Annotated in this window: 24 protein-coding genes; 9 read left to right on the plus strand and 15 right to left on the minus strand. The window is 72.0% G+C overall.

The genetic code is table 11. From position 1 onward, the window contains the following. The first annotated feature begins 41 nt into the window (after window positions 1-41). Window positions 42-980 (plus strand): type I pantothenate kinase, encoded by a 939-nt coding sequence (gene coaA, locus BUE48_RS21275; protein WP_012854584.1) that lies wholly within the window; start codon window positions 42-44, stop codon window positions 978-980. 165 nt (window positions 981-1,145) lie between these two features. Here the strand turns inward: coaA and BUE48_RS21280 are convergent, their stop codons facing one another. The 4 genes from BUE48_RS21280 to BUE48_RS21295 are packed head-to-tail and all read right to left on the minus strand — an operon-like array spanning window position 1,146 to window position 4,762. After that, the gene (locus BUE48_RS21280; protein WP_286990816.1) at window positions 1,146-1,862 is read right to left on the minus strand and encodes an ABC transporter permease; all 717 of its coding nucleotides are present in this window, start codon (window positions 1,860-1,862) and stop codon (window positions 1,146-1,148) included. Between the two features lie 46 nt (window positions 1,863-1,908). Beyond that, entirely contained in the window at window positions 1,909-2,820 is a 912-nt protein-coding gene (locus BUE48_RS21285; RefSeq protein ID WP_286990817.1) for an ABC transporter ATP-binding protein, read from the minus strand. After that, window positions 2,817-3,695 carry a hypothetical protein gene (locus BUE48_RS21290; protein WP_012854587.1) on the minus strand — a complete coding sequence of 293 codons (879 nt, stop codon included), beginning with the start codon at window positions 3,693-3,695 and terminating at the stop codon, window positions 2,817-2,819. The genes BUE48_RS21285 and BUE48_RS21290 overlap by 4 nt, the downstream gene beginning before the upstream one ends. Beyond that, window positions 3,692-4,762, minus strand: a complete 1,071-nt coding sequence (locus BUE48_RS21295; RefSeq protein WP_012854588.1) for an ABC transporter ATP-binding protein — start codon at window positions 4,760-4,762, stop codon at window positions 3,692-3,694. Before BUE48_RS21295 ends, BUE48_RS21290 begins: the two co-directional genes overlap by 4 nt. A 178-nt stretch (window positions 4,763-4,940) precedes the next feature. Here BUE48_RS21295 and BUE48_RS21300 point away from each other — a divergent pair, with 178 nt between their 5' ends. The 3 genes from BUE48_RS21300 to BUE48_RS21310 all read left to right on the plus strand — a co-directional run bounded on the left by BUE48_RS21300 (window position 4,941) and on the right by BUE48_RS21310 (window position 6,630). Continuing rightward, window positions 4,941-5,603 (plus strand): HNH endonuclease family protein, encoded by a 663-nt coding sequence (locus BUE48_RS21300; RefSeq protein ID WP_286990818.1) that lies wholly within the window; start codon window positions 4,941-4,943, stop codon window positions 5,601-5,603. An 83-nt stretch (window positions 5,604-5,686) separates the two neighbouring features. Then, on the plus strand, window positions 5,687-6,022 hold the full coding sequence (locus tag BUE48_RS21305) for a hypothetical protein (RefSeq protein ID WP_286990819.1): 336 nt from the start codon (window positions 5,687-5,689) through the stop codon (window positions 6,020-6,022). An 83-nt stretch (window positions 6,023-6,105) separates the two neighbouring features. After that, a complete protein-coding gene (locus BUE48_RS21310; protein WP_286990820.1) occupies window positions 6,106-6,630 on the plus strand; it encodes a hypothetical protein in 525 nt (174 codons plus the stop codon). A gap of 100 nt (window positions 6,631-6,730) precedes the next feature. Here the strand turns inward: BUE48_RS21310 and glmM are convergent, their stop codons facing one another. From glmM to rplM, 3 genes are all read right to left on the minus strand, one after another. After that, window positions 6,731-8,071, minus strand: coding sequence for a phosphoglucosamine mutase (gene glmM, locus BUE48_RS21315; protein ID WP_012854592.1), 1,341 nt, complete (start codon window positions 8,069-8,071; stop codon window positions 6,731-6,733). A 289-nt stretch (window positions 8,072-8,360) separates the two neighbouring features. Next, on the minus strand, window positions 8,361-8,876 hold the full coding sequence (rpsI, locus tag BUE48_RS21320) for a 30S ribosomal protein S9 (RefSeq protein WP_012854593.1): 516 nt from the start codon (window positions 8,874-8,876) through the stop codon (window positions 8,361-8,363). Between the two features lie 127 nt (window positions 8,877-9,003). After that, window positions 9,004-9,447 carry a 50S ribosomal protein L13 gene (gene rplM / locus BUE48_RS21325; protein ID WP_012854594.1) on the minus strand — a complete coding sequence of 148 codons (444 nt, stop codon included), beginning with the start codon at window positions 9,445-9,447 and terminating at the stop codon, window positions 9,004-9,006. A gap of 359 nt (window positions 9,448-9,806) precedes the next feature. Between rplM and BUE48_RS21330 the strand changes: the two genes are divergently transcribed. The 3 genes from BUE48_RS21330 (at window position 9,807) to BUE48_RS21340 (ending at window position 13,787) form a co-directional block, all read left to right on the plus strand. After that, window positions 9,807-10,700, plus strand: a complete 894-nt coding sequence (locus BUE48_RS21330) for a CAP domain-containing protein (protein WP_286990821.1) — start codon at window positions 9,807-9,809, stop codon at window positions 10,698-10,700. Window positions 10,701-10,817: 117 nt separating this feature from the next. Beyond that, window positions 10,818-12,056 (plus strand): hypothetical protein, encoded by a 1,239-nt coding sequence (locus tag BUE48_RS21335; protein ID WP_012854596.1) that lies wholly within the window; start codon window positions 10,818-10,820, stop codon window positions 12,054-12,056. 24 nt (window positions 12,057-12,080) lie between these two features. Next, complete coding sequence (locus tag BUE48_RS21340; protein WP_012854597.1) at window positions 12,081-13,787, plus strand: hypothetical protein; 1,707 nt, start codon at window positions 12,081-12,083, stop codon at window positions 13,785-13,787. A gap of 35 nt (window positions 13,788-13,822) precedes the next feature. Here BUE48_RS21340 and truA read toward each other — a convergent pair whose 3' ends face one another. From truA to infA, 8 genes are all read right to left on the minus strand, one after another. Beyond that, window positions 13,823-14,683, minus strand: coding sequence for a tRNA pseudouridine(38-40) synthase TruA (truA, locus tag BUE48_RS21345; protein WP_148233075.1), 861 nt, complete (start codon window positions 14,681-14,683; stop codon window positions 13,823-13,825). A 127-nt stretch (window positions 14,684-14,810) separates the two neighbouring features. Continuing rightward, window positions 14,811-15,320, minus strand: a complete 510-nt coding sequence (rplQ, locus tag BUE48_RS21350; protein ID WP_012854599.1) for a 50S ribosomal protein L17 — start codon at window positions 15,318-15,320, stop codon at window positions 14,811-14,813. A 100-nt stretch (window positions 15,321-15,420) separates the two neighbouring features. Continuing rightward, window positions 15,421-16,434, minus strand: coding sequence for a DNA-directed RNA polymerase subunit alpha (locus tag BUE48_RS21355; protein ID WP_012854600.1), 1,014 nt, complete (start codon window positions 16,432-16,434; stop codon window positions 15,421-15,423). 150 nt (window positions 16,435-16,584) lie between these two features. Beyond that, window positions 16,585-17,214: a 30S ribosomal protein S4 gene (rpsD, locus tag BUE48_RS21360; protein ID WP_012854601.1), complete on the minus strand. Its 630-nt coding sequence runs from the start codon at window positions 17,212-17,214 to the stop codon at window positions 16,585-16,587. A 20-nt stretch (window positions 17,215-17,234) separates the two neighbouring features. Then, a complete protein-coding gene (gene rpsK / locus BUE48_RS21365; protein ID WP_012854602.1) occupies window positions 17,235-17,636 on the minus strand; it encodes a 30S ribosomal protein S11 in 402 nt (133 codons plus the stop codon). Between the two features lie 93 nt (window positions 17,637-17,729). Next, window positions 17,730-18,110, minus strand: coding sequence for a 30S ribosomal protein S13 (gene rpsM, locus BUE48_RS21370; protein ID WP_012854603.1), 381 nt, complete (start codon window positions 18,108-18,110; stop codon window positions 17,730-17,732). A gap of 178 nt (window positions 18,111-18,288) precedes the next feature. Continuing rightward, complete coding sequence (gene rpmJ / locus BUE48_RS21375; protein ID WP_012854604.1) at window positions 18,289-18,402, minus strand: 50S ribosomal protein L36; 114 nt, start codon at window positions 18,400-18,402, stop codon at window positions 18,289-18,291. A 76-nt stretch (window positions 18,403-18,478) separates the two neighbouring features. After that, entirely contained in the window at window positions 18,479-18,700 is a 222-nt protein-coding gene (gene infA, locus BUE48_RS21380) for a translation initiation factor IF-1 (RefSeq protein ID WP_012854605.1), read from the minus strand. A gap of 257 nt (window positions 18,701-18,957) precedes the next feature. Between infA and BUE48_RS21385 the strand changes: the two genes are divergently transcribed. Continuing rightward, on the plus strand, window positions 18,958-19,533 hold the full coding sequence (locus BUE48_RS21385) for a hypothetical protein (RefSeq protein ID WP_012854606.1): 576 nt from the start codon (window positions 18,958-18,960) through the stop codon (window positions 19,531-19,533). A 142-nt stretch (window positions 19,534-19,675) separates the two neighbouring features. Continuing rightward, a complete protein-coding gene (locus BUE48_RS21390) occupies window positions 19,676-20,488 on the plus strand; it encodes a phosphodiesterase (RefSeq protein ID WP_012854607.1) in 813 nt (270 codons plus the stop codon). Window positions 20,489-20,493 lie beyond the last annotated feature (5 nt).

Consider the following 20,493-nt stretch of genomic DNA (forward strand, 5'->3'; position numbering starts at 1 on the left):
GGAGTCACACGGCGGTGCCGGGGCTTTGTACTCTTCCACCCATGACATTGGGGTGGGACACCGTGCCGAGTCCCTTCGTAGAGATCTCCCGTGAGACCTGGCGGACGCTCCGAGCCGACGACCGGCTGCCGCTGACCCCGGGGGAGCTGAATGCGCTGCGCGGCCTGCGCGACCCGATCGACACCACCGAAGTCGAGGACATCTACCTGCCGCTGGCGCGGCTGCTCAGCCTGTTCTTCACCGCCGACGAGCGGCTGCGCGGCACGATCGGGGAGTTCCTGGGCGAGCCGGTCGGCCCCACGCCCTTCATCATCGGCATCGCCGGCAGCGTGGCGGTCGGCAAGTCCACCACCTCCCGGCTGCTGCGCACGCTGCTGGCCCGCCGTCCCGAACATCCGACGGTGGAGCTGGTCAGCACCGACAGCTTCCTGTACCCCAACGCGGTGCTGGCCGACCGGGGGCTGCTGGACCGCAAGGGCTTCCCCGAGTCCTACGACCGCAAGGCGCTGCTGCGCTTCGTCTCGGCGATGAAGTCCGGGGCCGAAGAGGTCACCATCCCGGTCTACTCCCACCTGGAGTACGACATCGTGCCGGGCGCCGAGCAGACGGTGCGGCGGCCGGACATCCTGATCGTGGAAGGGCTGAACGTGCTGCAGCCCCCCGCCCCCGGCTCGCAGGCCATATCCGACTTCTTCGATTTCTCCATTTACGTGGACGCGCGGATCGAGCACATCCGCCAGTGGTTCATCGAACGGCTGTTCGCGCTGTACCGGACGGCCTTCGTCAACCCGCGCTCGTACTTCCACCGCTACTCCCAGGTGGACCAGGACGAGATCGCCGCGTTCGCGCACCGGGTGTGGCGCGAGGTCAACGAGGTCAACCTGGTGTCCAACATCCTGCCGACCCGCGAACGCGCCACCCTCGTGCTGCGCAAGGACGCCGACCACAGCGTGCGGGGCATCCGGCTGCGCCGGATCTGACCGCCGGCGCCCGAACGTTCATCGGACCTTCCTCAACAGGCCGCCTCCGCAAGACCGCAAGGGGTGCCCCGCAGTCAGGGGCGATGCCGTGGCCTGCACCGTCGCGGCACCGAAGACCACCCCGGCTCCCGTCCCCGGTGCCTTGGGCCGCGTGTTGCCAAAGGCTCATTCGGCGCCGGTGACCGTCACGGTCCGCAGCCGCATCGCCGCCGCGACCGTGGCGAGCACGGTGACGCACACCAGCAGCAGCACCGCCGCCGGGGTGCGCACCGACGCGTGCACCGCGGAGGCGGAGGTGATCGCGTCGGCCACCGACAGGCCCCAATCCTGGATGGAGAGCGACCGGGCGCCCGGCACGAAAGCGCCCAGCAGCGACTCCCACACCAGCGCATACAGCAACCCGACCGTCACCGCGTTGCGGACGGCCACCGCCAGCGCCACGAACACCGCGGTGTAGGCGATGCCGGCCGCCAGCGTCCCGGCGGCGAACGCCGACGTCAGGCGGGCGGCATCGCCGACCAGCACCATGCCGGCCAGCACCGTCGGCACCACCGCGAACACCGCCACCAGCCCGATCGCCACCGCCAGCTTGGTGACCACCACCACGTGCCGGGGGATCGGCTTGGTCAGGATGTACATGATCTGGCCGTCGTCGATCTCCGGGCCGATCACCCCCGTCCCGGCGATCAGCGCCAGCAGCGGCAGCAGCGTGGCCAGCGCGAAGCGCTCCAGCACCCCGGCCGCGGTGCCCGTGTCGGTGTTGCCGGTCACCACCAGCGCCACCGCCAGCGCAAGCAGCATCATCGGCAGCGCCAGCAGCAGCCACACCCGCCGCCGGCCCAGCATCGCCCGCAGCGTGATCAGGGCGATCGTCGCGTTCATGGCAGCAGCATCCCCATTCGGCTCGTTCGGATCGGCGCGGCGGCGCTCACCGGTTCACCAGGTAGGAAAAGACGCTCTCCAGCGACTCGTCCGCCGGGGAGACCTCCCACAGCCGCACCCCCTTCTCGCGGGACAGCCGGGGCAGCAGCCAGGTGAAGCGGCGGAAGTCGGTGGCCTGCACCCGGATGCCCTTGCCGGTCAGCTCCACCGCGCGCGCCGAGCCGTCCGCGATGATCGCCGCGGCCAGCGCCCGGTCGTCGCTGGAGCGCACCAGGAACTGGTGCGGCCGGTCGCTCATCAGGCGGCGGATCGCCCGGAAGTCGCCGGAGGCGGCGTGCCGGCCGGCCACCACCACCTCGATGTGCCCGGCGACGCGTTCCACCTCCTCCAGGATGTGCGAGCTGAACAAGATGGTGCGGCCCTCGGCGGCCATCCGCCGGATCAGGTCCATCAGCTGCAGCCGCTGGCGCGGGTCCATGCCGTTGAACGGCTCGTCCAGCAGCAGCACCGGCGGGTCGTGCACCAGCGCCGAGGCCATCTTGATCCGCTGCTTCATGCCCTTGGAGTACTTGCCGATCCGGCGGTGCTGGGCGTGCGTCATCTCCACCAGGGCCAGCGCCCGGTCGGTGGCCGCGCCCGGGTCGGGCAGCTTGAACAGCTTGGCCATGGCCAGCACGAACTGCCTGCCGGTCAGGAAGTCATAGGCGGTCTCCCGCTCGGGCACCAGCCCCAGCCGCCGGTAGACGCCCGGGTTGTCCCACACCGGCTCGCCGTCCAGGGTGACGGTGCCGGAGGAGGGGGGCAGGAAGCCGCCCATCATGTGGATCAGGGTGGACTTGCCCGCCCCGTTGGGGCCCAGCAGCCCGGTCACCCCCGGCCCGATGCTCATCGAGACCCCGTTGACCGCCACCACGTTGCCGTACCAGCGGGACACGTTCTCCAACCGCAGCACGCTCACAGGTCGGCGCCCTTCCGGAAACGGCGGTACAGGACCGCGATCGAGACGGCCACCACGGCGACGCACAGCAGCAGCGCCACCGGGCCGCCCAGCGGGGCGGGGGGCACCGCCACCGCGGACTTCTGCGCGCCCAGCAGCCTCACCTGCACCGCGTCCACCAGGTTGAACGGGGTCAGCAGCCCCATCCAGCCGGCGAAGGCGAAGTTGGTGCGCGCCTCGGCGATGCCCTGGACGGTCAGCACGAACATGCTGGACAGCAGGTACACGGAGATCACCGCGGCCACCCCGAACCCGCGGCGCGGGGTGCAGGCCGCCACCGCCAGCGCCAGCGCCGACAGCACCACCGCATACAGCGCCGCGCCGGCCAGGGCGCTCAGGTAGCGCAGCGCGTGCCCGCCGGGGTCGGGCACCTGGTTGATCAGCCCGCCGGCGTACAGCACGGTGACCGGGACGGCCATCAGCATGAACATCGCGGTGGTCAGCGCCGCCAGCTTGGCCAGCGCGAAGTCCAGATGCCCCACCGGGCGGGAGAAGTACAGCGGCACCACGTGAAAGCGCAGCTCCCGGGAGGCCAGCACCGGCGCCTGGGTGGCCAGGAAGATCGCGATGACCGCCTGCAGGTAGGTGGCGTAGGCCGAGTACCGCCACAGCAGCTCCGGTTCCCTGCTGATGGCGACCACCGCCACGTCGGCCGCCGCCGGCAGCAGCATGATCGCCGCCAGCAGGAAGGGCATCACCTTGGCGCGGGCCGGCCGGCCCAGTCCCCAGGCGGCCCGCAGGTTGTGGACGTACAGCGAGCGCAGCACATAGGAACGGCCCAGCCGGCGCCCGTCATAGCGCCGGTATCCGATGTCGTGGATGGTTCCGCTCGTCATGCCCCGCTCCCCCTTCCATCGGCCGCTCCCCCGGGTGGCGGCGTCCACGGGTGGCCGCCCGGCGGCCCGGCGGGGGGCGATGTGAAGCCCACGGGCGCGGCCGGTGGGACGGGCGGCGCGGTCGCCGGGGGCGGCGGGCCGGGCATCGGCGGGGCCTGCCGCCAGGCGTCCTGCGGCGCGGTGAAGACCTCCTCGATGTGGTGGCGGCGGCGCTCCATGCGGATCAGGCACAGGTTCAGCTCGACCACCGCGTCCCGGATGAGGTCGTAGGTGTGCTCTCCGGCCACGTCCACCAGCAGCAGCCGCCCGTCCGGGCGCACCGACAGTCCCGCATCGGCCAGGCGGTGCCCGAGGGCGTCGCGGCCCTCCTCGACCTCCACCGCCAGCGTCCCGCTGTCGGCGGTGAACTCCGCCACGGGCTGGGAGCGCAGCAGCCGCCCGCCGTCGATGACCACCACGTGGTCGCAGGTGCGCTCCAGCTCTCCCAGCAGATGCGAGGTGACCAGCACGCTGATGCCGAACTCGGTGCCGATCCGCCGGATCAGCTCCAGCATCTCATCGCGCCCGGCCGGGTCCAGCCCGTTGGTGGGCTCGTCCAGGAACACCAGCTGCGGGTCGTGCACCAGCGCCTGGGCCAGTTTGACCTTCTGCCGCATGCCGGTGGAGTAGCCGCCGATCGGCCGGTAGCGCTCCTCGTGCAGCCCCACGTGCCGCAGCGTGTCGGCGGCGCGTTCGCGGGCCGCGGCGGGCGGCAGCCCGCTCATGCGGGCCATGTGCACCACGAAGTCGGTGGCCGACACATCCGGCGGCAGGCAGTCGTACTCGGGCATGTAGCCGACCCGCTCCCGGATCAGCGCGCCCTGATGGGCCACGTCCAGATCCAGCACCCAGGCGCGGCCGGAGGTGGGCGGCAGCAGCCCCAGCAGGATCTTGATGAGCGTGGACTTGCCGGCGCCGTTGGCGCCGACCAGCCCCACCACTCCCGGTTCCACGGCCACGGTGAGGTCGTTCAGAGCGGTCACCCCGGGAAACCTCATCGTCAGCCCTTGGGTGGCGATGATCGGCATGTCCCGAACCTAGTGGAACGGGCCGGGTGCCGTCTTCACCCCCAGGTCGGACTCCGGCTGGCGGCTTTGCTGCTTTCGGACGACCCGCAGGCCGGGCGCCGTTCGCCCGTCCCTACAGTGAACACCATTGATCACCGTAAAACGGGCATGAATGAACCGGAGATGAGGCGGTGAGGTGATGAACTTCCGGCGGCCGGGCCTGATCATGGCGGCCGCGGCGGTGGCGGCGTCCGGGTGCAGCGTCCACATCGACACCGGCGACCAGGGCCCTTCCGCAGGCGGCGTGAAACCGGACGCCGCCGCCGTCACGGCGGCCCGCAGGGATCTGCGGACGCTCGCGGTGGCCCCCGAGGGCGCCGGGCGCGGCTATGCGCGGGAGAAGTTCGGGCAGCGCTGGCGCGACATCGACCGCAACGGCTGCGACCAGCGCAACGACGTCCTGGCCCGCGATCTGCAGCAGGTGCGGCGGCGCGACGGCTGCGTCGTGGTGTCGGGCACGCTGCAGGACCCCTACACCGGCAAGACCATCTCCTTCCGCAAGTCGGATGCCGCCGAGGTGCAGATCGACCACATCTACCCGCTGGCGCTGGCCTGGCGGATGGGCGCCTACCGATGGAGCGCGCAGCGCCGCGAGCAGTTCGCCAACGACCACGACAACCTGCTGGCGGTGTGGGGCGTGCCCAACGGCCAAAAGGGCGACTCCGGGCCTGGCGAATGGCAGCCGCAGAAGGCCTACCAGTGCACCTACGGGGTCAAGTACATCGCCGTGGCCCGCAAGTACGGCCTGCCGGTGACCCGCGCCGACCGCGACGCCCTGGAGGACTTCCTCAACCGCTGCTGAGCGGGCGCACCGCCGGCGCTCCCCTCCCGTCCCGGGCAATAGCATCGGAGACGACCACGTTCATCGCCGATCAGGGGGAGACCATGGGGACCGAGCCGGACGGCCGGGACGAACCGCAGATCGAGACGCCGGCCGGCACCGGCTCAAGCGACAGGCCGCGCGTCCGCACCGAACGGGCGGTGGGCGCCCGCGCCACCGGCGCGGCGGTCACCGGGGCGTCGGCGACCGGGGTGACGCTGCGCGCCGGCGGCGGGCTCGGCTCGCTGGCCCTGGGCGCGATGACGCTGGGCGCCCTGGCGGTCGGGGCCGTCGCGATCGGCAGGCTGGCCATCAAGCGGGCGATCGTCCACCACCTGCAGGCCGGCACCGTGGAGATCGCGCACCTGAGGATCGGCCGCCTGGAGATCACCGAGGACTGAGCGCAGCCCAGAGCGTTCACCAGGCGTAACACCCGAAAAGACCGGTTCGCGGATGCAGCTGTCCCTTCCCCGCGGACAGCAACATGCCCGTGCCCTCCGGCTGCGCCGTCATGCTCTGGAGCATCCCGGTGGGGATCGGCCTGGTGATCATCGGTTTCATCGCCAGCGTCATCGGCTCGATCTCCCTGCCCTCCCTGCCGTCCTTCTCCAAGAAGGAGGAGGCCGAGGCGGCCCACCGGGCGCTCCAGGGCACGCGGGACGGCCACCGCATCTGTGGCGGCCGGCGATACGGCATGCGACTGGAACTCAAGCCGAACCCGGCGGGAGAACTGCGGGTGAACGGCACCGTCCCCCTCTTCGAGGGCCGCGACACCGAGGGGGCGGTGACCGGGCCCTTCTTCATCGGCGGTGAGCACTCCGGCGAGAAGCCGACGCTGGAGCCCGAGTTCTGGAAGGGCGGCAGCGCCCCCTCCGGCCAGGCGGCCTTCACCCTGCGGGCCGACGTCCCCTACGGCACGCCGACCGCCCTGAGCGGAAAGCTCAAGGAGACCGAGGCCGGGGGCCTCGGCTGCACCGCCTTCGAGGTCGCCAAGCGGAAGGCGAAGTGACCCGCCCCGACCGGTGAGCGGCCCACCCGCCGGCCGGGCCCGTCCGGTCACCGGGCCGGCGATCAGGCGGGACGGGCGGTGGAGACCGCCCGGTGAGGGCTCACAGGGCGGTGCGGACGACCTCGGCGAGGCGGTCGGCGACCCGCTGGGCCTGCTCCTGGGTGGGGGCCTCCACCATCACGCGGACCATGGGCTCGGTGCCGCTGGGCCGGATCAGCACCCGGCCGCCGTCGCCGAGCTCCTTTTCCGCCTCGGTGACGGCCTCGGCCAGCTCCGGGGAGGCGCCGACCTTGGTCTTGTCCACGCCGCGCACGTTGACCAGCACCTGCGGCAGCCGGTGCATCACCTTGGCCAGCTCCTCCAGGGAGCGCTCCCGGCGGGCCATGGTCGCCAGCAGGTGCAGGCCGGTCAGCAGCCCGTCCCCGGTGGTGGCGTGCTCCAGCATGATCACGTGGCCGGACTGCTCGCCGCCCAGGGTGTAGCCGCCGGCCTTCATCGCCTCCAGCACGTAGCGGTCGCCCACCGCGGTCTCCACCACGCCGATCCCGGCCTCGCGCATCGCGATCTTGAAGCCCAGGTTGGACATCACGGTGGCCACCACGGTGTCCCCGGCCAGCCGGCCCGCCTCGCGCAGCTCGGTGGCCAGGATCGCCATGATCTGGTCGCCGTCGACCACCTCGCCGGAGGCGGTGACCGCCAGGCAGCGGTCGGCGTCCCCGTCGTGGGCGATGCCGGCGTCGGCGCCCTGGGCGATCACCGCGGCCCGCAGCGCCTCCAGGTGGGTGGAGCCGCAGCCGGCGTTGATGTTGAGCCCGTCGGGGGCGTTCCCGATGGCGGTCACCTCGGCGCCGGCCCGGCGCAGCGCCTCCGGCGCGATGGACGAGGCCGCCCCGTTGGCGCAGTCCACCACCACGCGCAGCCCGTCCAGCGAGGCCGGCAGCGTGGACAGCAGGTGCGCCACGTATTGCTCGACCGCCCCGTGGGCGTCGCGGACGCGGCCCACGTCCGCCCCGGTCGGCCCCTGCCAGTCCGCGCCGAGCTGGGCCTCGATGCGGTCTTCGATCTCGTCGGCCAGCTTGTAGCCGCTGCGGTCGAAGAACTTGATCCCGTTGTCGGGCGCCGGGTTGTGCGAGGCCGACAGCATGACCCCCAGATCGGCCTCCAGGGCGCGGGTCAGGTACGCCACCGCCGGGGTGGGCAGCACCCCCAGCAGCAGCACGTCCACCCCGGCCCCGGCCAGCCCGGCGACCACGGCCGCCTCCAGGAACTCGCCGGAGGCGCGCGGGTCGCGCCCCACCACGGCCACCGGCCGGTGCCCGGCGAACGCGCCGGCCTCGCCCAGCACCCGCGCCGCCGCCACGGACAGGTCCATGGCCAGCCGTGCCGTCAGGTCACGGCCGGCGACCCCACGCACCCCATCGGTTCCGAACAAACGGCCCACAGCTCAACTCCCACCCGTCGGGTCTTGGACGCGGCCCGTACAGCGACGACCGCGCGGTGCCATACCGGCTCCACGCGGTCATATGACGCCCACGGCCGCCGCACCAGTTCGCAGTTCGCGTCATTCCATGACGGACGGCCACCAAACCCGGGGCCTCCGGCACGCGCGCAGCCCGGCGCCCGTTCACACCACAGGGCCGGTGCGGGCGCTCAACGGCCTCGCACCGGCCCCTGTCATCAGTCTTGTGCCGCAAGAGCAGCGCACGCCGCCGGGACGAGCCCGGCACGCGTCAGCGCTTGCTGTACTGCGGAGCCTTGCGGGCCTTCTTCAGGCCGGCCTTCTTGCGCTCCTTGACCCGGGCGTCCCGGGTCAGGAACCCGGCCTTCTTCAGGGTCGGCCGGTGGTCGGGGTCGATGATCTGCAGGGCGCGGGCGACGCCCATCCGCAGCGCACCGGCCTGACCGGTCACGCCACCGCCGCCGACGCGGGCGATCACGTCGAACTGGCCCTCGGCGCCGAGCTGGACGAACGGCTCGTTGACCATCTGCTGGTGAACCTTGTTGGGGAAGTAGTTCTCCAGCGTCCGGCCGTTGATCGTCCAGTTGCCGGTGCCCGGCATGACCCGGACCCGGGCGATGGCCTCCTTGCGGCGGCCGGTGGCCGAGGCCGCGCCGACCGCGACCGGCTGGGCCCCGTACTCGGCCGGGGCCTCGGGCGTCTCGGTGGTGTACTCCGACGGGTACTCCTCGTACTCGTCGTACTCGGCACCCTCGACGGGCGTCTCGATGCCGCTGTTCTCGGCCACTGTTCTCCTAGGGTCTTCTAGCCAGGGCGGCGGGCCCGATCGCGCTGCTCGGGTGCCCCGGCGGCCACTGTTTCAGGGTCGTGCCCGGCGGCTGCTCGGCGGGCCGCACCGGCGACCCGCCCCCCGCTCACTGCGCGATCTGGGTGATCTCGTAGGGGATCGGCCGCTGGGCCTGGTGCGGGTGGTCCGGGCCGGCGTAGACCTTCACCTTCTTGAACATCCGGCGCCCGAGCGAGTTCTTGGGGAGCATGCCCTTGATGGCCTTCTCGACCGCTCGCTCGGGGTGCTTGGCCAGGAAGTCCTTGTAGGTGATCGACCGCAGCCCGCCCGGGTAGCCGGAGTGGCGGTAGGCCCGCTTCTGCTCCCGCTTGTTGCCGGTCAGCGCCACCTTGTCGGCATTGACGACGATCACGAAGTCGCCGGTGTCCACATGCGGCGCGTAGATCGGCTTGTGCTTCCCCCGCAGCAGGGTCGCGACCTGGCTGGCAAGCCGACCCAGCACGACATCGGTCGCATCGATGACGTACCACTGACGCTGCACGTCAGCGGGCTTAGGGGTGTACGTGCGCACGGTCGTAAGCCTTCGTTTCTTGTCGACTTCACAGCGGATCCGGGGCACGCCCACCGGATCAACAATGGTCCGAAGCGACACCCTGGAGGCCGGGGCCCTGATACGGGCACACCGGTAGATGCAACGAACTGGCAGAATACCCAGCCCTGCGGGCATGGGTCAAAGCGAGCCGTCGCGAACAGTCTCCCGGCCAGTTTCCAGTATGCCGCATGCGAACCAGTGCCTTGTCACATTCCCCTGCGGCCACGGCATCCACTCTGTCCACATAGTTGCAAAGCATCCGTTTCACGGCACTTGGGGGGATATGGTGCGGAACCGATGCCGGATGACCCGTCCCCGCTCCGGAAGGCTCGACAGCGATGCGTTCCCCCCGCCATGGATCAGCCCCCCGCAAGGAATCCGGCCGCGGCTCCCGGCGCCGGCGCGCCCTGGTCACGACGGCGATCGTGACCGGTGCCGCGCTGGCCGTCGGCACCGGCGTGGCGCTGGACCGCCTGGTGGTGCCGGCGGTCACCGGTGAGCCGCAGAGCACCGGCGCGCTCCCCGCGCCCGGCCCTCGGGCCGATGCGGCCGAAGGCGCTCCCACCGGCCCCGCAAACGCCCCGGAAAGCGGCGCCACCGCGCCGCAGGCCCCCGACGAGCTCGCCCGGTCGTTCGCCGAGCAGTCCCAGCCCTTGAAGGAACTGCGCATGCGGCTGCGCGACCGCGACGGCGCGCAAAGCCCCAAGCCGGAAGGATCCGGCTCAGGCGGCGGCTCCGGCGACAGCGGCTCCGGCGGCGGTGACTCGGGCGGAGACTCCGGCGGCGGTGGCGGATCCGGCGGCTCCGGCGACGGCGGCTCCGGCGGCGACGCCTCCCCTCCGCCCTCCGGCCTGACCGGGATGGAGGCGCAGGTGGTGGAGCTGACCAACCAGGAACGCGCCAAGGCCGGCTGCCCGGCGCTGCGCGTGGACGGCCGCCTGGTGGCGGCCGCGCGGGCGCACTCGGCGGACATGGCCGCCAAGGGCTACTTCAGCCACACCTCCCCCAGCGGCGAGACCTTCGCCGACCGCATCAAGAAGGCCGGCTACCCCAGCCCGGGCGCCGAGAACATCGCCATGGGCTACCCCACCGCGGCCGCCGTCATGAAAGGCTGGATGAACAGTTCCGGCCACCGCGCCAACATCCTCAACTGCGGGCTGAAGGCGATCGGGGTCGGCGTGCAGACCGGCTCCGGCGGCCCGTGGTGGACGCAGACCTTCGGGTGGGCTTAAAGCCGTGACCTGCGACGACCGCCGTTCGGTCGTCCTCCCCTTCCGGCCCCGCCGGCGTGCCGTCGCGCCGCTCAAGCGCGGGCCAAGCCATGCAAATGCGAGGGTAGGGTCCAACACATGGGTTACCCGGGTGACCAAGGCAGTCCCGACGACCGTCCTCCCGAGCCGTACGGCCCGGAGCAGGCCGGCGCCGACCGCCCCGGCGGGGAGGGCGCCTCTCCCTTCTCCCCGCCGCCGGGCGCGTTCGCCGCGCGCCCCGGGGAGCGGTTCGGCGGCGAGTCCTTCGACCGGTCCTTCCCCACCGGACGGTTCGACACCGGGCCCGGCGGGCGATTCGGGCTGGGCTCCTTCGACGACGACGGCGCGGCCGCGCCGGACGGCGGGTCGGGCTTTGCGGACCGCCCCGGGGCCGGGAACCCCCCTTGGGCCTCTCCGTCGCCGCCGGAGCCGCCCCACCGTCCCGGCGACGGCGGCCCCGCGGGCCGGGAGCCCGCCGCCGGCCCCTCCGGCGGGGAGCTGTACGGCGCGATGGGCGAACGTTACTTCGCCGACGACGGCGGCTTCAGCGAGCCCGCCGGGCACCGCAAGCCCGACAAGGACGGCGCGGACTCCAAGCGCGGCCTGCCGCTGCCGGTGACCGTCGGCGGCGCCGTGCTGGCCGGGCTGCTGCTCGTCGGCGGCGGGTTCGCCGCCTCCTCCGCGCTCAAGGGCGGCTCGGGCGACGGCAAGGCGGCCGCCGCCCCGCAGCAGCCGACCGCCACGCCCACGGCGACCCCGACGCCCTCCCTTTCGGCGGCCCCGCTGAACATCAAGCTGAAAAGCCGCGCCACCGACCCCAAGCCGCTGACCCTCAAAGAGGTGTTCGGCAAGGCGTCCTTCACCGCCAAGGGCAAAAAGTACGTCCGCACGGCCTGGAAGCACGAGCGCAACTGCAGCAAGGCCGTCAACGGCGGCAAGCTCGCCGCGACCCTCAAAAAGGGCGGCTGCGTCCAGGTGCTGCGCGCCACCTACGCCCGCGCCGACGGCCTGCTCGTCGGCACCGTGGGCGTGCTGAACCTCAAGACCGACAAGTGGGCCAGGGCCGCCCAGAAGGCCGGCGCGGGACGGGACGCCTACCTGCAGCCGCTGCCCGGCACCGGGTACAGCAAGAAGATCGGCAAGGGCGCCGCGCTGGGGACCTCCCGCGCCCACGGGCACTACCTGATCATGACGTGGGTGCAGCGGCCCGACGGCAAGACCATCGCCAAGAAGTACCACCGGGTCGTATCCGACTTCCAGCAACAGATCATCCTCGGCAGCAACCTGGGCAGGGCCCTGCACTACCGGGGAATCGAAGGCAAACCCCTCACGGGCTGATCGCGGCGAATACCCTGTTTGGCTATGTCTGGACCTGAGGAGACCTCCGAGTCCGCGGTGGACTCGGCGTCCCCCGCCGAAGGCGCCCCGGCGACGCCCGCGCCGCCCAGCTTCGGGCGGGCCGGCGAGGCCGCCGCCGAGCCCGCGGCACGGCCGCAGGCGGCAAAGGCCACGGCGGAAGCGGAGCCGAAGCCGGCTGCGCCCACCTTCACCGTCCCGCTGTTCGGCCCGGACAAGCCCTGGTGGGCGGCCTCCGAGGAGGAACGGCAAGCGGCCGGGGCCGACTCCGGCCCCGCGGCGGACGCATCCGATGCCGAGGCCGCCGCGACCGAGGACGCCTCCCAGACGGACGGCCCCGCCGAGGAGGCGAAGCCCGCCGCCCCCGCGGCAGGCGGCCCCGCCGCCGAGGCCGCCGCGGAGCCCGCCGCCGAGCCGGCGCCGGGCGTCCTGGTGGCCGGGGTGGGCGTGCCCAGCGTGGACACCCGCGGCGCCGTCCCGCCCGAACCGATCAAGGAGCTGCCCGGCCCGTCCTTCCCGGACACCGACCCGGACGGCATCCCGCTGTACCCGGGCCCGCAGGAAGAGCACCGGCCCGAGCGGGAGGCCGGGCGGGAAAAGGCCCCCGCCGCCGAGGCGTCCACCGCCGAGCAGGTCTCCCAGGAGCAGGCCGAGCCCTCCCGGAACGGCAAGAGCGCGCCCGAGGCCCGGCAGACGCCCGTCCAGGACGCCGCATCGGACGATTCCGACGACTCCGACGGCGCGCTGACGCCCGACGCGGTGCTCCCACCCGGCGTCACGCCCCCCGAATACACCGGGCACCACCTCGACGGGCTGCCGCACACCACCTCCGCCGCGCCCGCCGACCAGCTGTCCGAAGGCGGGGTCATCCTGCTGCTGTCCCAGGCGCCGCCGCACGCCGCGCAGGAGCCTCCCCAGCACGGCCCCGAGCGGCGGCCGGCGTCCGCCGAGGCCGAGCAACCGGTGGTGCGCCGCCGCAACCAGCTGATGATCGCCGTGGTGGCGATCGTGATCGCGATACCGGCCATCGTGCTGGCCGGGTTCGGCCTGTTCTCCGGGTCGGGCGAGGAGAGCCCGCGCGCCGCCAAGCGCCCCTCCCGCAGCGCCTCCCCCGCCCCCGAACGCAGCGCGCCCGCCGCCCCGCCGGCGGCCTCGCCGGCCTCGCCGTCCCCCACCCGCACCGGCCCGTCCAGGATCGACAACGAGAAGACCGACCCCCGCCCGCTGGCGCTGGTGGAGGTGTTCCCCAGCAAGGAGATCGAGCTGGCCGACCGGGTCTTCCTGCGGGACATGACGTCGGTCAACCACCAGTGCGGGCTGACCGCCCGGGGCGCGATGATCGAGGCGCTGGAACGCGGGAACTGCCGCAGCGTGGTCCGCGCCACCTACGTCAACCGGGTCGGGACGATCGCCGTCACCGCCGGGGTGGCGGTCATGCCGACCCGCAAGGCGGCGCTGGCCGCCCACCGGGCCGGCGACCCGGCCGCCTACGAGTGGTTCCGCGGGATGCCCGGCGAGCGCTCCCCCGACATCGACCGGGCGGGCGGCCACGCCGCCGGCACGGTGCGGGGACGCTACATCGTCTACGCCTACGCCACCTACGCCGACGGCACCACGCCCAAACCCGGCGACCGGCTGCTCAAGCAGATCGCCGAAGAGTTCATCGCCTACGGGCTGCGCCCCATCGACAAACGCGCCGCGGAAGGCTCCTGACGGCCCCACGACGCCCGTAACGGGACGGGGGAGGGTCAGGAGTTCACCGGCGCCTCGGAGGCGTTCCCAGAGCCGCTGAGAGTGCGCACCTGCCGGGTCTGCAGGGCCCGGCGGGCCAGCTCCTCCTCATCGTCGGGGTAGCCGATCTCCTCCAGCGACAGCCCGTGCGCGGGCGCCACGTTCACCGCCGAGTCCCGCACCCCGGCGGCCAGCACCCGGGCGGGCCAGTCCACCTCCCGGCGCCCGTCGCCCACCGCCAGCAGCGCGCCGACCAGGGCGCGCACCATCGAGTGGCAGAAGGCGTCCGCCACCACCGTGGCCGCCGCCAACGCGGGCTCCTCGCGCCGCCACTCATAGCGCAGCAGCCGCCGGATGGTGGTCGCCCCCTCCCGCCGGCGGCAGAAGGCGGCGAAGTCGTGCTCGCCCAGCAGACGCGCCGCCGCCTCGTTCATCCGGTCCAGGTCCAGCGGGCGCGGATGCCACAGCACCTCCCGGCGGCGCAGCGGATCCACCCCGGCCTCCCGGTCGCAGACCCGGTAGACGTACCGCCGCCACAGCGCCGAGAAGCGGGCGTCGAAGCCGCGCGGGGCCACCGCGATGCGCCACACCCGCACATCCGGCGGCAGCAGCCCGGCCAGGCGGTGCACCAGCCGGTTGCTCACCGCCGCATACGCCCGCTCGGGGACGTCCACGTGGGCGACCTGGCCGCGGGCGTGCACCCCGGCGTCGGTCCGGCCCGCCACGGTCAGCGCCGGCGGCGGATCCAGCCGCAGCACCCGGCCCAGCGCCTCCTCGATGACGCCCTGCACGGTGCGCCGGTCGGGCTGCCGCGCCCAGCCGGAAAAGTCCGTGCCGTCGTAGCCGATGTCCAGTCGCAGCCGCACCAGTGCCGTCATGCTCATCCTCGTCCTGCGTCAAGCGCTCGCCGCACCGCACGCCGCAGACGTCCAGCAAAGCGGCAGGCCCGCCGTCCCAGCTGGGGCGGCGGGCCTGCCATGGCATGCCGAACCGACGTGCGGCGCCTTACTCGGCGTCCTTCTTGGTCTCGGTCTCCTCGGCCTCGGCGGCCTCCTCGCTCTTGGCCTCGGTCGCCTTCTCCTCGGCCTCGGCGGCCTTGCTCTCGGCGGCCTTGGTCTCGTCCTTGCCCTGGACGGTCTTGACCGCGCCGGCCCGCATCGGCTCGGAGACCAGCTCGATGACCGCCATGGGGGCGCAGTCGCCGCGCCGCGGCCCGATCTTGGTGATCCGGGTGTAGCCGCCCGGACGCTCGGCGAACTGCGGGGCGATCTCGGTGAACAGCGTGTGCACCACGCTCTTGTCCCGGATCACCCGGGCCACCAGGCGGCGGTTGTGCAGGTCGCCCTTCTTGGCCTTGGTGATCAGCTTCTCCGCGAACGGACGCACCCGCCGGGCCTTGGCCTCGGTGGTGGTGACGCGGCCGTGCTCGAACAGCGCGGTGGCCAAATTGGCCAGGATCAGCCGCTCGTGCGCGGGGCTGCCGCCGAGGCGGGCGCCCTTGGTGGGCTTGGGCATTGCGGTTTCCTTCCTGCGCCGGCCGTATCAGGTACCGGCGGCTCGTTCATGGACGGCCGTCCCGCCCGGCGCGCGGACGGGACGGCCCCGGGTACTGCGATCAGTACTGCTCGGTCTCGGCGTAGCTGGAGTCGTCGTCGCCGTAGCTGTCGGCCGCCACGCCCGGGTCGAATCCGGGCGGGGAGTCCTTCAGCGACAGGCCCATGTCGGCCAGCTTCTGCTTGACCTCCTCGATGCTCTTGGCACCGAAGTTGCGGATGTCGAGCAGATCCTGCTCGCTGCGCGCCACCAGCTCGCCGACCGTGTGGATGCCTTCGCGCTTGAGGCAGTTGTAGGAGCGGACGGTGAGGTTGAGCTCCTCGATGGGCAGCGCCAGATCGGCCGCCAGCGCGGCGTCCGTCGGCGAGGGGCCCATGTCGATGCCCTCGGCCTCCACGTTCAGCTCGCGGGCCAGCCCGAACAGCTCCACCAGCGTCTTGCCGGCGCTGGCCACCGCGTCGCGGGGCAGCATCGCCGGCTTGGTCTCCACATCCAGGATCAGGCGGTCGAAGTCGGTGCGCTGCTCGACTCGGGTCGCCTCGACCTTGTAGGTGACCTTCAGGACCGGCGAGTAGATGGAGTCGATCGGGATCCGGCCGATCTCCTGGCCCGGCTGCTTGTTCTGGGCGGCGGAGACGTAACCGCGACCGCGCTCGACGGTCAGCTCCATCTCCAGCTTGGCCTTGCTGTTGAGGGTGGCGATGTGCAGGTCGGGGTTGTGCACCTCGACACCGGCCGGCGGCGCGATGTCGGCGGCGGTGACCTGCCCGGGGCCCTGCTTGCGCAGGTACATCACCACCGGCTCGTCGTGCTCGGAGGAGACCACCAGCTCTTTGAGGTTCAAGATGATGTCGGTGACATCCTCCTTGACCCCGGGGATGGTGGAGAACTCGTGCAGCACCCCCTCGATGCGGATGCTGGTGACCGCGGCACCCGGGATGGACGACAGGAGCGTGCGGCGCAGCGAGTTGCCGATCGTGTAGCCGAAGCCCGGCTCCAGCGGCTCGATGATGAACCGGGACCGGTACTCGTCGATCTGCTCCTCGGTGAGTGTGGGACGCTGAGCGATGAGCATGGGGTGTCCTCCATACCGGCGACGCCCGCTATTTGACGCCGCCGTCGTTGTTCCACCCGGGTTCCTTCGACCCGGGCCATGGAATCGGCCGGTTCGCCTTCTTCCGACCGTACCCGGGCGGAGCGCGGGCCCCGCCCGGGCGGTGAGCCCTTACTTGGAGTAGAGCTCGACGATCAGCTGCTCCTGCACCGGCGTGTCGATCTGCTGCCGGGTGGGCAGGGAGTGGATCAGGATCCGCATGGTCGGCTCGGTGATGGCCTCCAGCCACGCCGGGGTCTGCCGCTCACCGGCCTCGGCGCGGGCCACCACGAACGGGGTCAGCTCGTGCGACTTGGGCTTGACCTCGATGACGTCGTTCTCGCTGACCAGGAACGAGGGGATGTCGACCTTGCGGCCGTTGACCTTGAAGTGGCCGTGCCGGATCAGCTGGCGGGCCATGTCGCGGGACTTGGCGAAGCCGGCCCGGTAGACCACGTTGTCCAGCCGCCGCTCCAGCAGCTGCAGCAGCACGTCACCGGTCTTGCCCGACTTGCGGTTGGCGATCTCGTAGTAGTTGTGGAACTGCTTCTCCAGCACGCCGTAGATGCGGCGGGCCTTCTGCTTCTCGCGGAGCTGCAGCAGGTACTCGGTCTCCTTGGGACGGCCCCGGCCGTGCTCGCCCGGCGGGTAGGGCCGGATCTCGATCGGGCACTTGGGCCCCTCGCACTTGCTGCCCTTGAGGAACAGCTTCATCTTCTCGCGCCGGCAGAGCTTGCAGTCCGCGCCGGTGTAACGAGCCATGGTCCTTCTTCCTCCCGGCCTCAGACGCGACGCCGCTTGGGCGGGCGGCAGCCGTTGTGCGGAACGGGCGTGACGTCCTGGATGGAGCCGACCTCCAGTCCGGTCGCCTGCAGCGAGCGGATGGCGGTCTCCCGGCCCGAGCCCGGGCCCTTGACGAAGACGTCGACCTTGCGCATGCCGTGCTCCATGGCCCGGCGGGCGGCGGCCTCGGCGGCCTGCTGAGCGGCGAACGGCGTGGACTTGCGGGAGCCCTTGAAACCCACGTGGCCCGCGGAGGCCCAGGAGATCACGTTCCCCTGCGGGTCGGTGATCGACACGATCGTGTTGTTGAACGTGCTCTTGATGTGGGCGTGCCCGTGGGCGATGTTCTTCTTCTCCTTGCGGCGCACCTTCTTGGCGCCGACCTTGCTCCTGGGAGGCATCGCTGGCGTCTACTCCTGTGAGGTCGTCGATCCGGTGGCGGGCCGGCCCACCGCGCTGGGTCCGCCGGGGCGGGCCCGGCCCGGTCGGACTACTTACTTCCGGCCGGCCTTCTTCTTGCCGGCCACCGTCTTCTTCTTGCCCTTGCGGGTCCGGGCGTTGGTCTGCGTGCGCTGGCCGCGCACCGGCAGCCCGCGGCGGTGCCGGATGCCCTGGTAGCACCCGATCTCGATCTTGCGGCGGATGTCGGCCTGCACCTCACGGCGCAGGTCGCCCTCGACCTTGTAGTTGGCTTCGATCCAGTCGCGCAGCTTGACCAGCTCCTCGTCCCCGAGCTGGTGGACGCGCAGATCGCCATTGACCCCGGTCTGCCGCAGGGTCTCCAGTGCACGAGTACGGCCGATGCCGTAGATGTAGGTCAGAGCGACCTCGATGCGCTTGTCGCGCGGGAGGTCGACACCAACGAGGCGTGCCATCGTGGGCAGTTCCCTTCCTTACACAGGCGGAGGTCTTGCCCATCGCGCCCCCGCCCCTGCCCGGGCGACGGCCCCGGCCTCCGTCCGGGGGTACCCCACACACAGCCGCGCCGTACGACCCGCTCCGGGTCGTACGGCCACCGTGTGAAGGTTGCGATGAGCTTGTGCGTGTCGTGCGTCAGCCCTGACGCTGCTTGTGCCGCGGGTCCTCGCAGATCACCATGACCCGGCCGTGGCGGCGGATCACCCGGCACTTGTTGCAGATCTTCTTGACGCTCGGCTTGACCTTCACTGTGGTCTCCTAGCGATCAGGGTCGCTCCCCCGCTGCCGGGCGGGGGAGAGGCAACCACAATGATCGTTTTCAGGGTTACTTGTAGCGGTAGACGATCCGGCCGCGGGACAGGTCGTAAGGGCTCAGTTCCACGACGACCCGGTCGTCTGGCAGGATCCGGATGTAGTGCATCCGCATCTTGCCGCTGATGTGGGCGAGCACCTTGTGGCCGTTGTCCAGCTCCACCCGGAACATGGCGTTCGGGAGGGACTCGACGACGGTGCCCTCGATCTCGATGGCCCCTTCTTTCTTGGGCATGTCCTCCGCGCTTCGCTGCTCGGCATCGTCTGGGGTTCGGCCCGGCTTCCCTGAATCCATCCAGGGACACGGCCACACCCGGTGCGCGTAGGCATGGGTCAACAGGCGACCGAAAACGGACCGACTCAGGAGTCTACGTCACCGGCCCGCCGAACGCGAAATCACACGGCGACATGACAACCGGCACCGCTCCCGTCCCCAGCTTACTCCCTAATCCGTTGTACCTTTCCTAAAGCAGGACTTTAAGGAGGATCGGCATGCCGAACTACGACTTCGAGCTGATCCTCAGTCGCCCGTTGCTGGAGGCCGAGCTCGACCCCCTCTTCCAGCTCACCCACGGCCTGGTGACCGTGGGGTTCGTGCGCGAGCTGCGCGGCAAGGAGCAGCGCGGCCAGGCCGGATGCCGCTGGCAGGCGCCCTCGCTGTCGGCGGCCATCATGGAGGTCATCGAACTTTTGGAGTCGCTCGAGCCGCCGGCGGAGGACGTCCCCCCGCTGCGGGTGCTGTCGGTGGAGGCCGACCCGCTGCTGTCGATGCGCGACATCGCCGAACGGGTGGGCCGTTCCCTGGAGTCGGTGCGGCTGTGCATCCGCGGCACCCGCGGCCCCGGCAACTTCCCGCCCTCGGAGACCACCAGCGCCGGGCACCGGCTGTGGCGGTGGTCGCGGGTGGCCGCCTGGTACGGCGTGGAGGACCCGCAGCTGCACGAGGCCGGCCCCACCTCCCAGGCCATCAACGGCTGGCTGGCGCTGCGGGACGTGGTGCCCCAGGTCGCCCCCGCACCGGAGGAGGTCACCTCGGCGCTTTCGGCGGTTCTTTCAAACGTGGCTTAAAACCTGTCAAGATCTCCCTGACGTTCTCCCCGGACGTCCTCGTGTGCGAGCACGGGCGCGTGACGGCGCCCACGGCGGGGAGAGACCGACGGGACGGCGCACGCCGCCCGCACCGGGCAAGCGCATCGGAAGAAGAAGATCAATGACGATCATCGCTCAGCTCAGCGACATCCACCTGGCCGCCGGGGCCGACGGCCGGGTCGACGATCGCTCCGGCCCGGTGCGCGCCCTCCGCAGCGCCGTCTCCAGCCTGCTGGCCCTGCCGCAGCGGCCGGACTGCGTGGTGCTCACCGGCGACCTGGCCGACCGGGGGCTGCCCGTCGAATACGAGCGGCTGCGCGCGCTGCTGTCGCCGCTGCCGATGCCCGTCTTCCCGCTGCCCGGCAACCACGACGACCGGGCCGCGCTGCGGGAGGCGTTCGCCGACCGCACCGCCGCCTGCGCCGCCCCCGACCCGCAGGCGCCCTTCCAGTACGCCGTCCAGGTCCGCGGGGTGCGCCTGGTGTGCTGCGACACCACCGTGCCCGGCGAGTCCCACGGGGAGCTGGACGAAGAACGCCTGCAGTGGCTGGACGCCGCCCTGGCGGCCGCCCCCGACGTCCCCACGGTGGTGGCCACCCACCATCCGCCCTTCCCCATCGGGGTGCGTTTCCTGGACGAGGCGGGGCTGCGCGATGCGGCCGCCCTCGGCGCCGTGCTGGCCCGCCACCCGCAGGTGGAACGGGTGATCAGCGGGCATGTGCACCGGGCCGCGGTCGGCCGCATCGGCGAGATCACCGCGGTCACCTGCCCCAGCACCTACCGGCAGATCTACCTGGACACCACCTCCCCCGGCCAGGCCGCGGTGACCGGCGAGCCGGGGGGGTTCAGCCTGCACCTGGTGGGCGAGGGCCGGCCGGGGGTGTCCCACTTCGTCCCCACCGGCGACTACCGGCCGCTGATGCACGTGGACTGAGTGGG

The sequence above is a fragment of the Thermomonospora sp. CIF 1 genome, assembly GCF_001896795.1.
Lineage (GTDB): Bacteria > Actinomycetota > Actinomycetes > Streptosporangiales > Streptosporangiaceae > Thermomonospora > Thermomonospora curvata.

Excerpts from the sequence above, each read along its gene's own strand:
- infA (WP_012854605.1), bottom strand. The coding sequence starts at position 18,700 with ATGCCCAAGAAAGAAGGGGCCATCGAGATCGAGGGCACCGTCGTCGAG.
- BUE48_RS21310 (WP_286990820.1), top strand. The coding sequence starts at position 6,106 with ATGCCCGTGCCCTCCGGCTGCGCCGTCATGCTCTGGAGCATCCCGGTG.
- truA (WP_148233075.1), bottom strand. The coding sequence starts at position 14,683 with ATGACGGCACTGGTGCGGCTGCGACTGGACATCGGCTACGACGGCACG.
- BUE48_RS21385 (WP_012854606.1), top strand. The coding sequence starts at position 18,958 with ATGCCGAACTACGACTTCGAGCTGATCCTCAGTCGCCCGTTGCTGGAG.
- BUE48_RS21295 (WP_012854588.1), bottom strand. The coding sequence starts at position 4,762 with ATGCCGATCATCGCCACCCAAGGGCTGACGATGAGGTTTCCCGGGGTG.
- BUE48_RS21280 (WP_286990816.1), bottom strand. The coding sequence starts at position 1,862 with ATGAACGCGACGATCGCCCTGATCACGCTGCGGGCGATGCTGGGCCGG.
- rpsK (WP_012854602.1), bottom strand. The coding sequence starts at position 17,636 with ATGCCTCCCAGGAGCAAGGTCGGCGCCAAGAAGGTGCGCCGCAAGGAG.
- BUE48_RS21290 (WP_012854587.1), bottom strand. The coding sequence starts at position 3,695 with ATGACGAGCGGAACCATCCACGACATCGGATACCGGCGCTATGACGGG.
- coaA (WP_012854584.1), top strand. The coding sequence starts at position 42 with ATGACATTGGGGTGGGACACCGTGCCGAGTCCCTTCGTAGAGATCTCC.
- BUE48_RS21390 (WP_012854607.1), top strand. The coding sequence starts at position 19,676 with ATGACGATCATCGCTCAGCTCAGCGACATCCACCTGGCCGCCGGGGCC.
- rpsD (WP_012854601.1), bottom strand. The coding sequence starts at position 17,214 with ATGGCTCGTTACACCGGCGCGGACTGCAAGCTCTGCCGGCGCGAGAAG.
- BUE48_RS21330 (WP_286990821.1), top strand. The coding sequence starts at position 9,807 with ATGCGTTCCCCCCGCCATGGATCAGCCCCCCGCAAGGAATCCGGCCGC.
- BUE48_RS21355 (WP_012854600.1), bottom strand. The coding sequence starts at position 16,434 with ATGCTCATCGCTCAGCGTCCCACACTCACCGAGGAGCAGATCGACGAG.
- BUE48_RS21300 (WP_286990818.1), top strand. The coding sequence starts at position 4,941 with ATGAACTTCCGGCGGCCGGGCCTGATCATGGCGGCCGCGGCGGTGGCG.
- BUE48_RS21340 (WP_012854597.1), top strand. The coding sequence starts at position 12,081 with ATGTCTGGACCTGAGGAGACCTCCGAGTCCGCGGTGGACTCGGCGTCC.
- BUE48_RS21305 (WP_286990819.1), top strand. The coding sequence starts at position 5,687 with ATGGGGACCGAGCCGGACGGCCGGGACGAACCGCAGATCGAGACGCCG.
- rplQ (WP_012854599.1), bottom strand. The coding sequence starts at position 15,320 with ATGCCCAAGCCCACCAAGGGCGCCCGCCTCGGCGGCAGCCCCGCGCAC.
- rpsM (WP_012854603.1), bottom strand. The coding sequence starts at position 18,110 with ATGGCACGCCTCGTTGGTGTCGACCTCCCGCGCGACAAGCGCATCGAG.
- BUE48_RS21335 (WP_012854596.1), top strand. The coding sequence starts at position 10,818 with ATGGGTTACCCGGGTGACCAAGGCAGTCCCGACGACCGTCCTCCCGAG.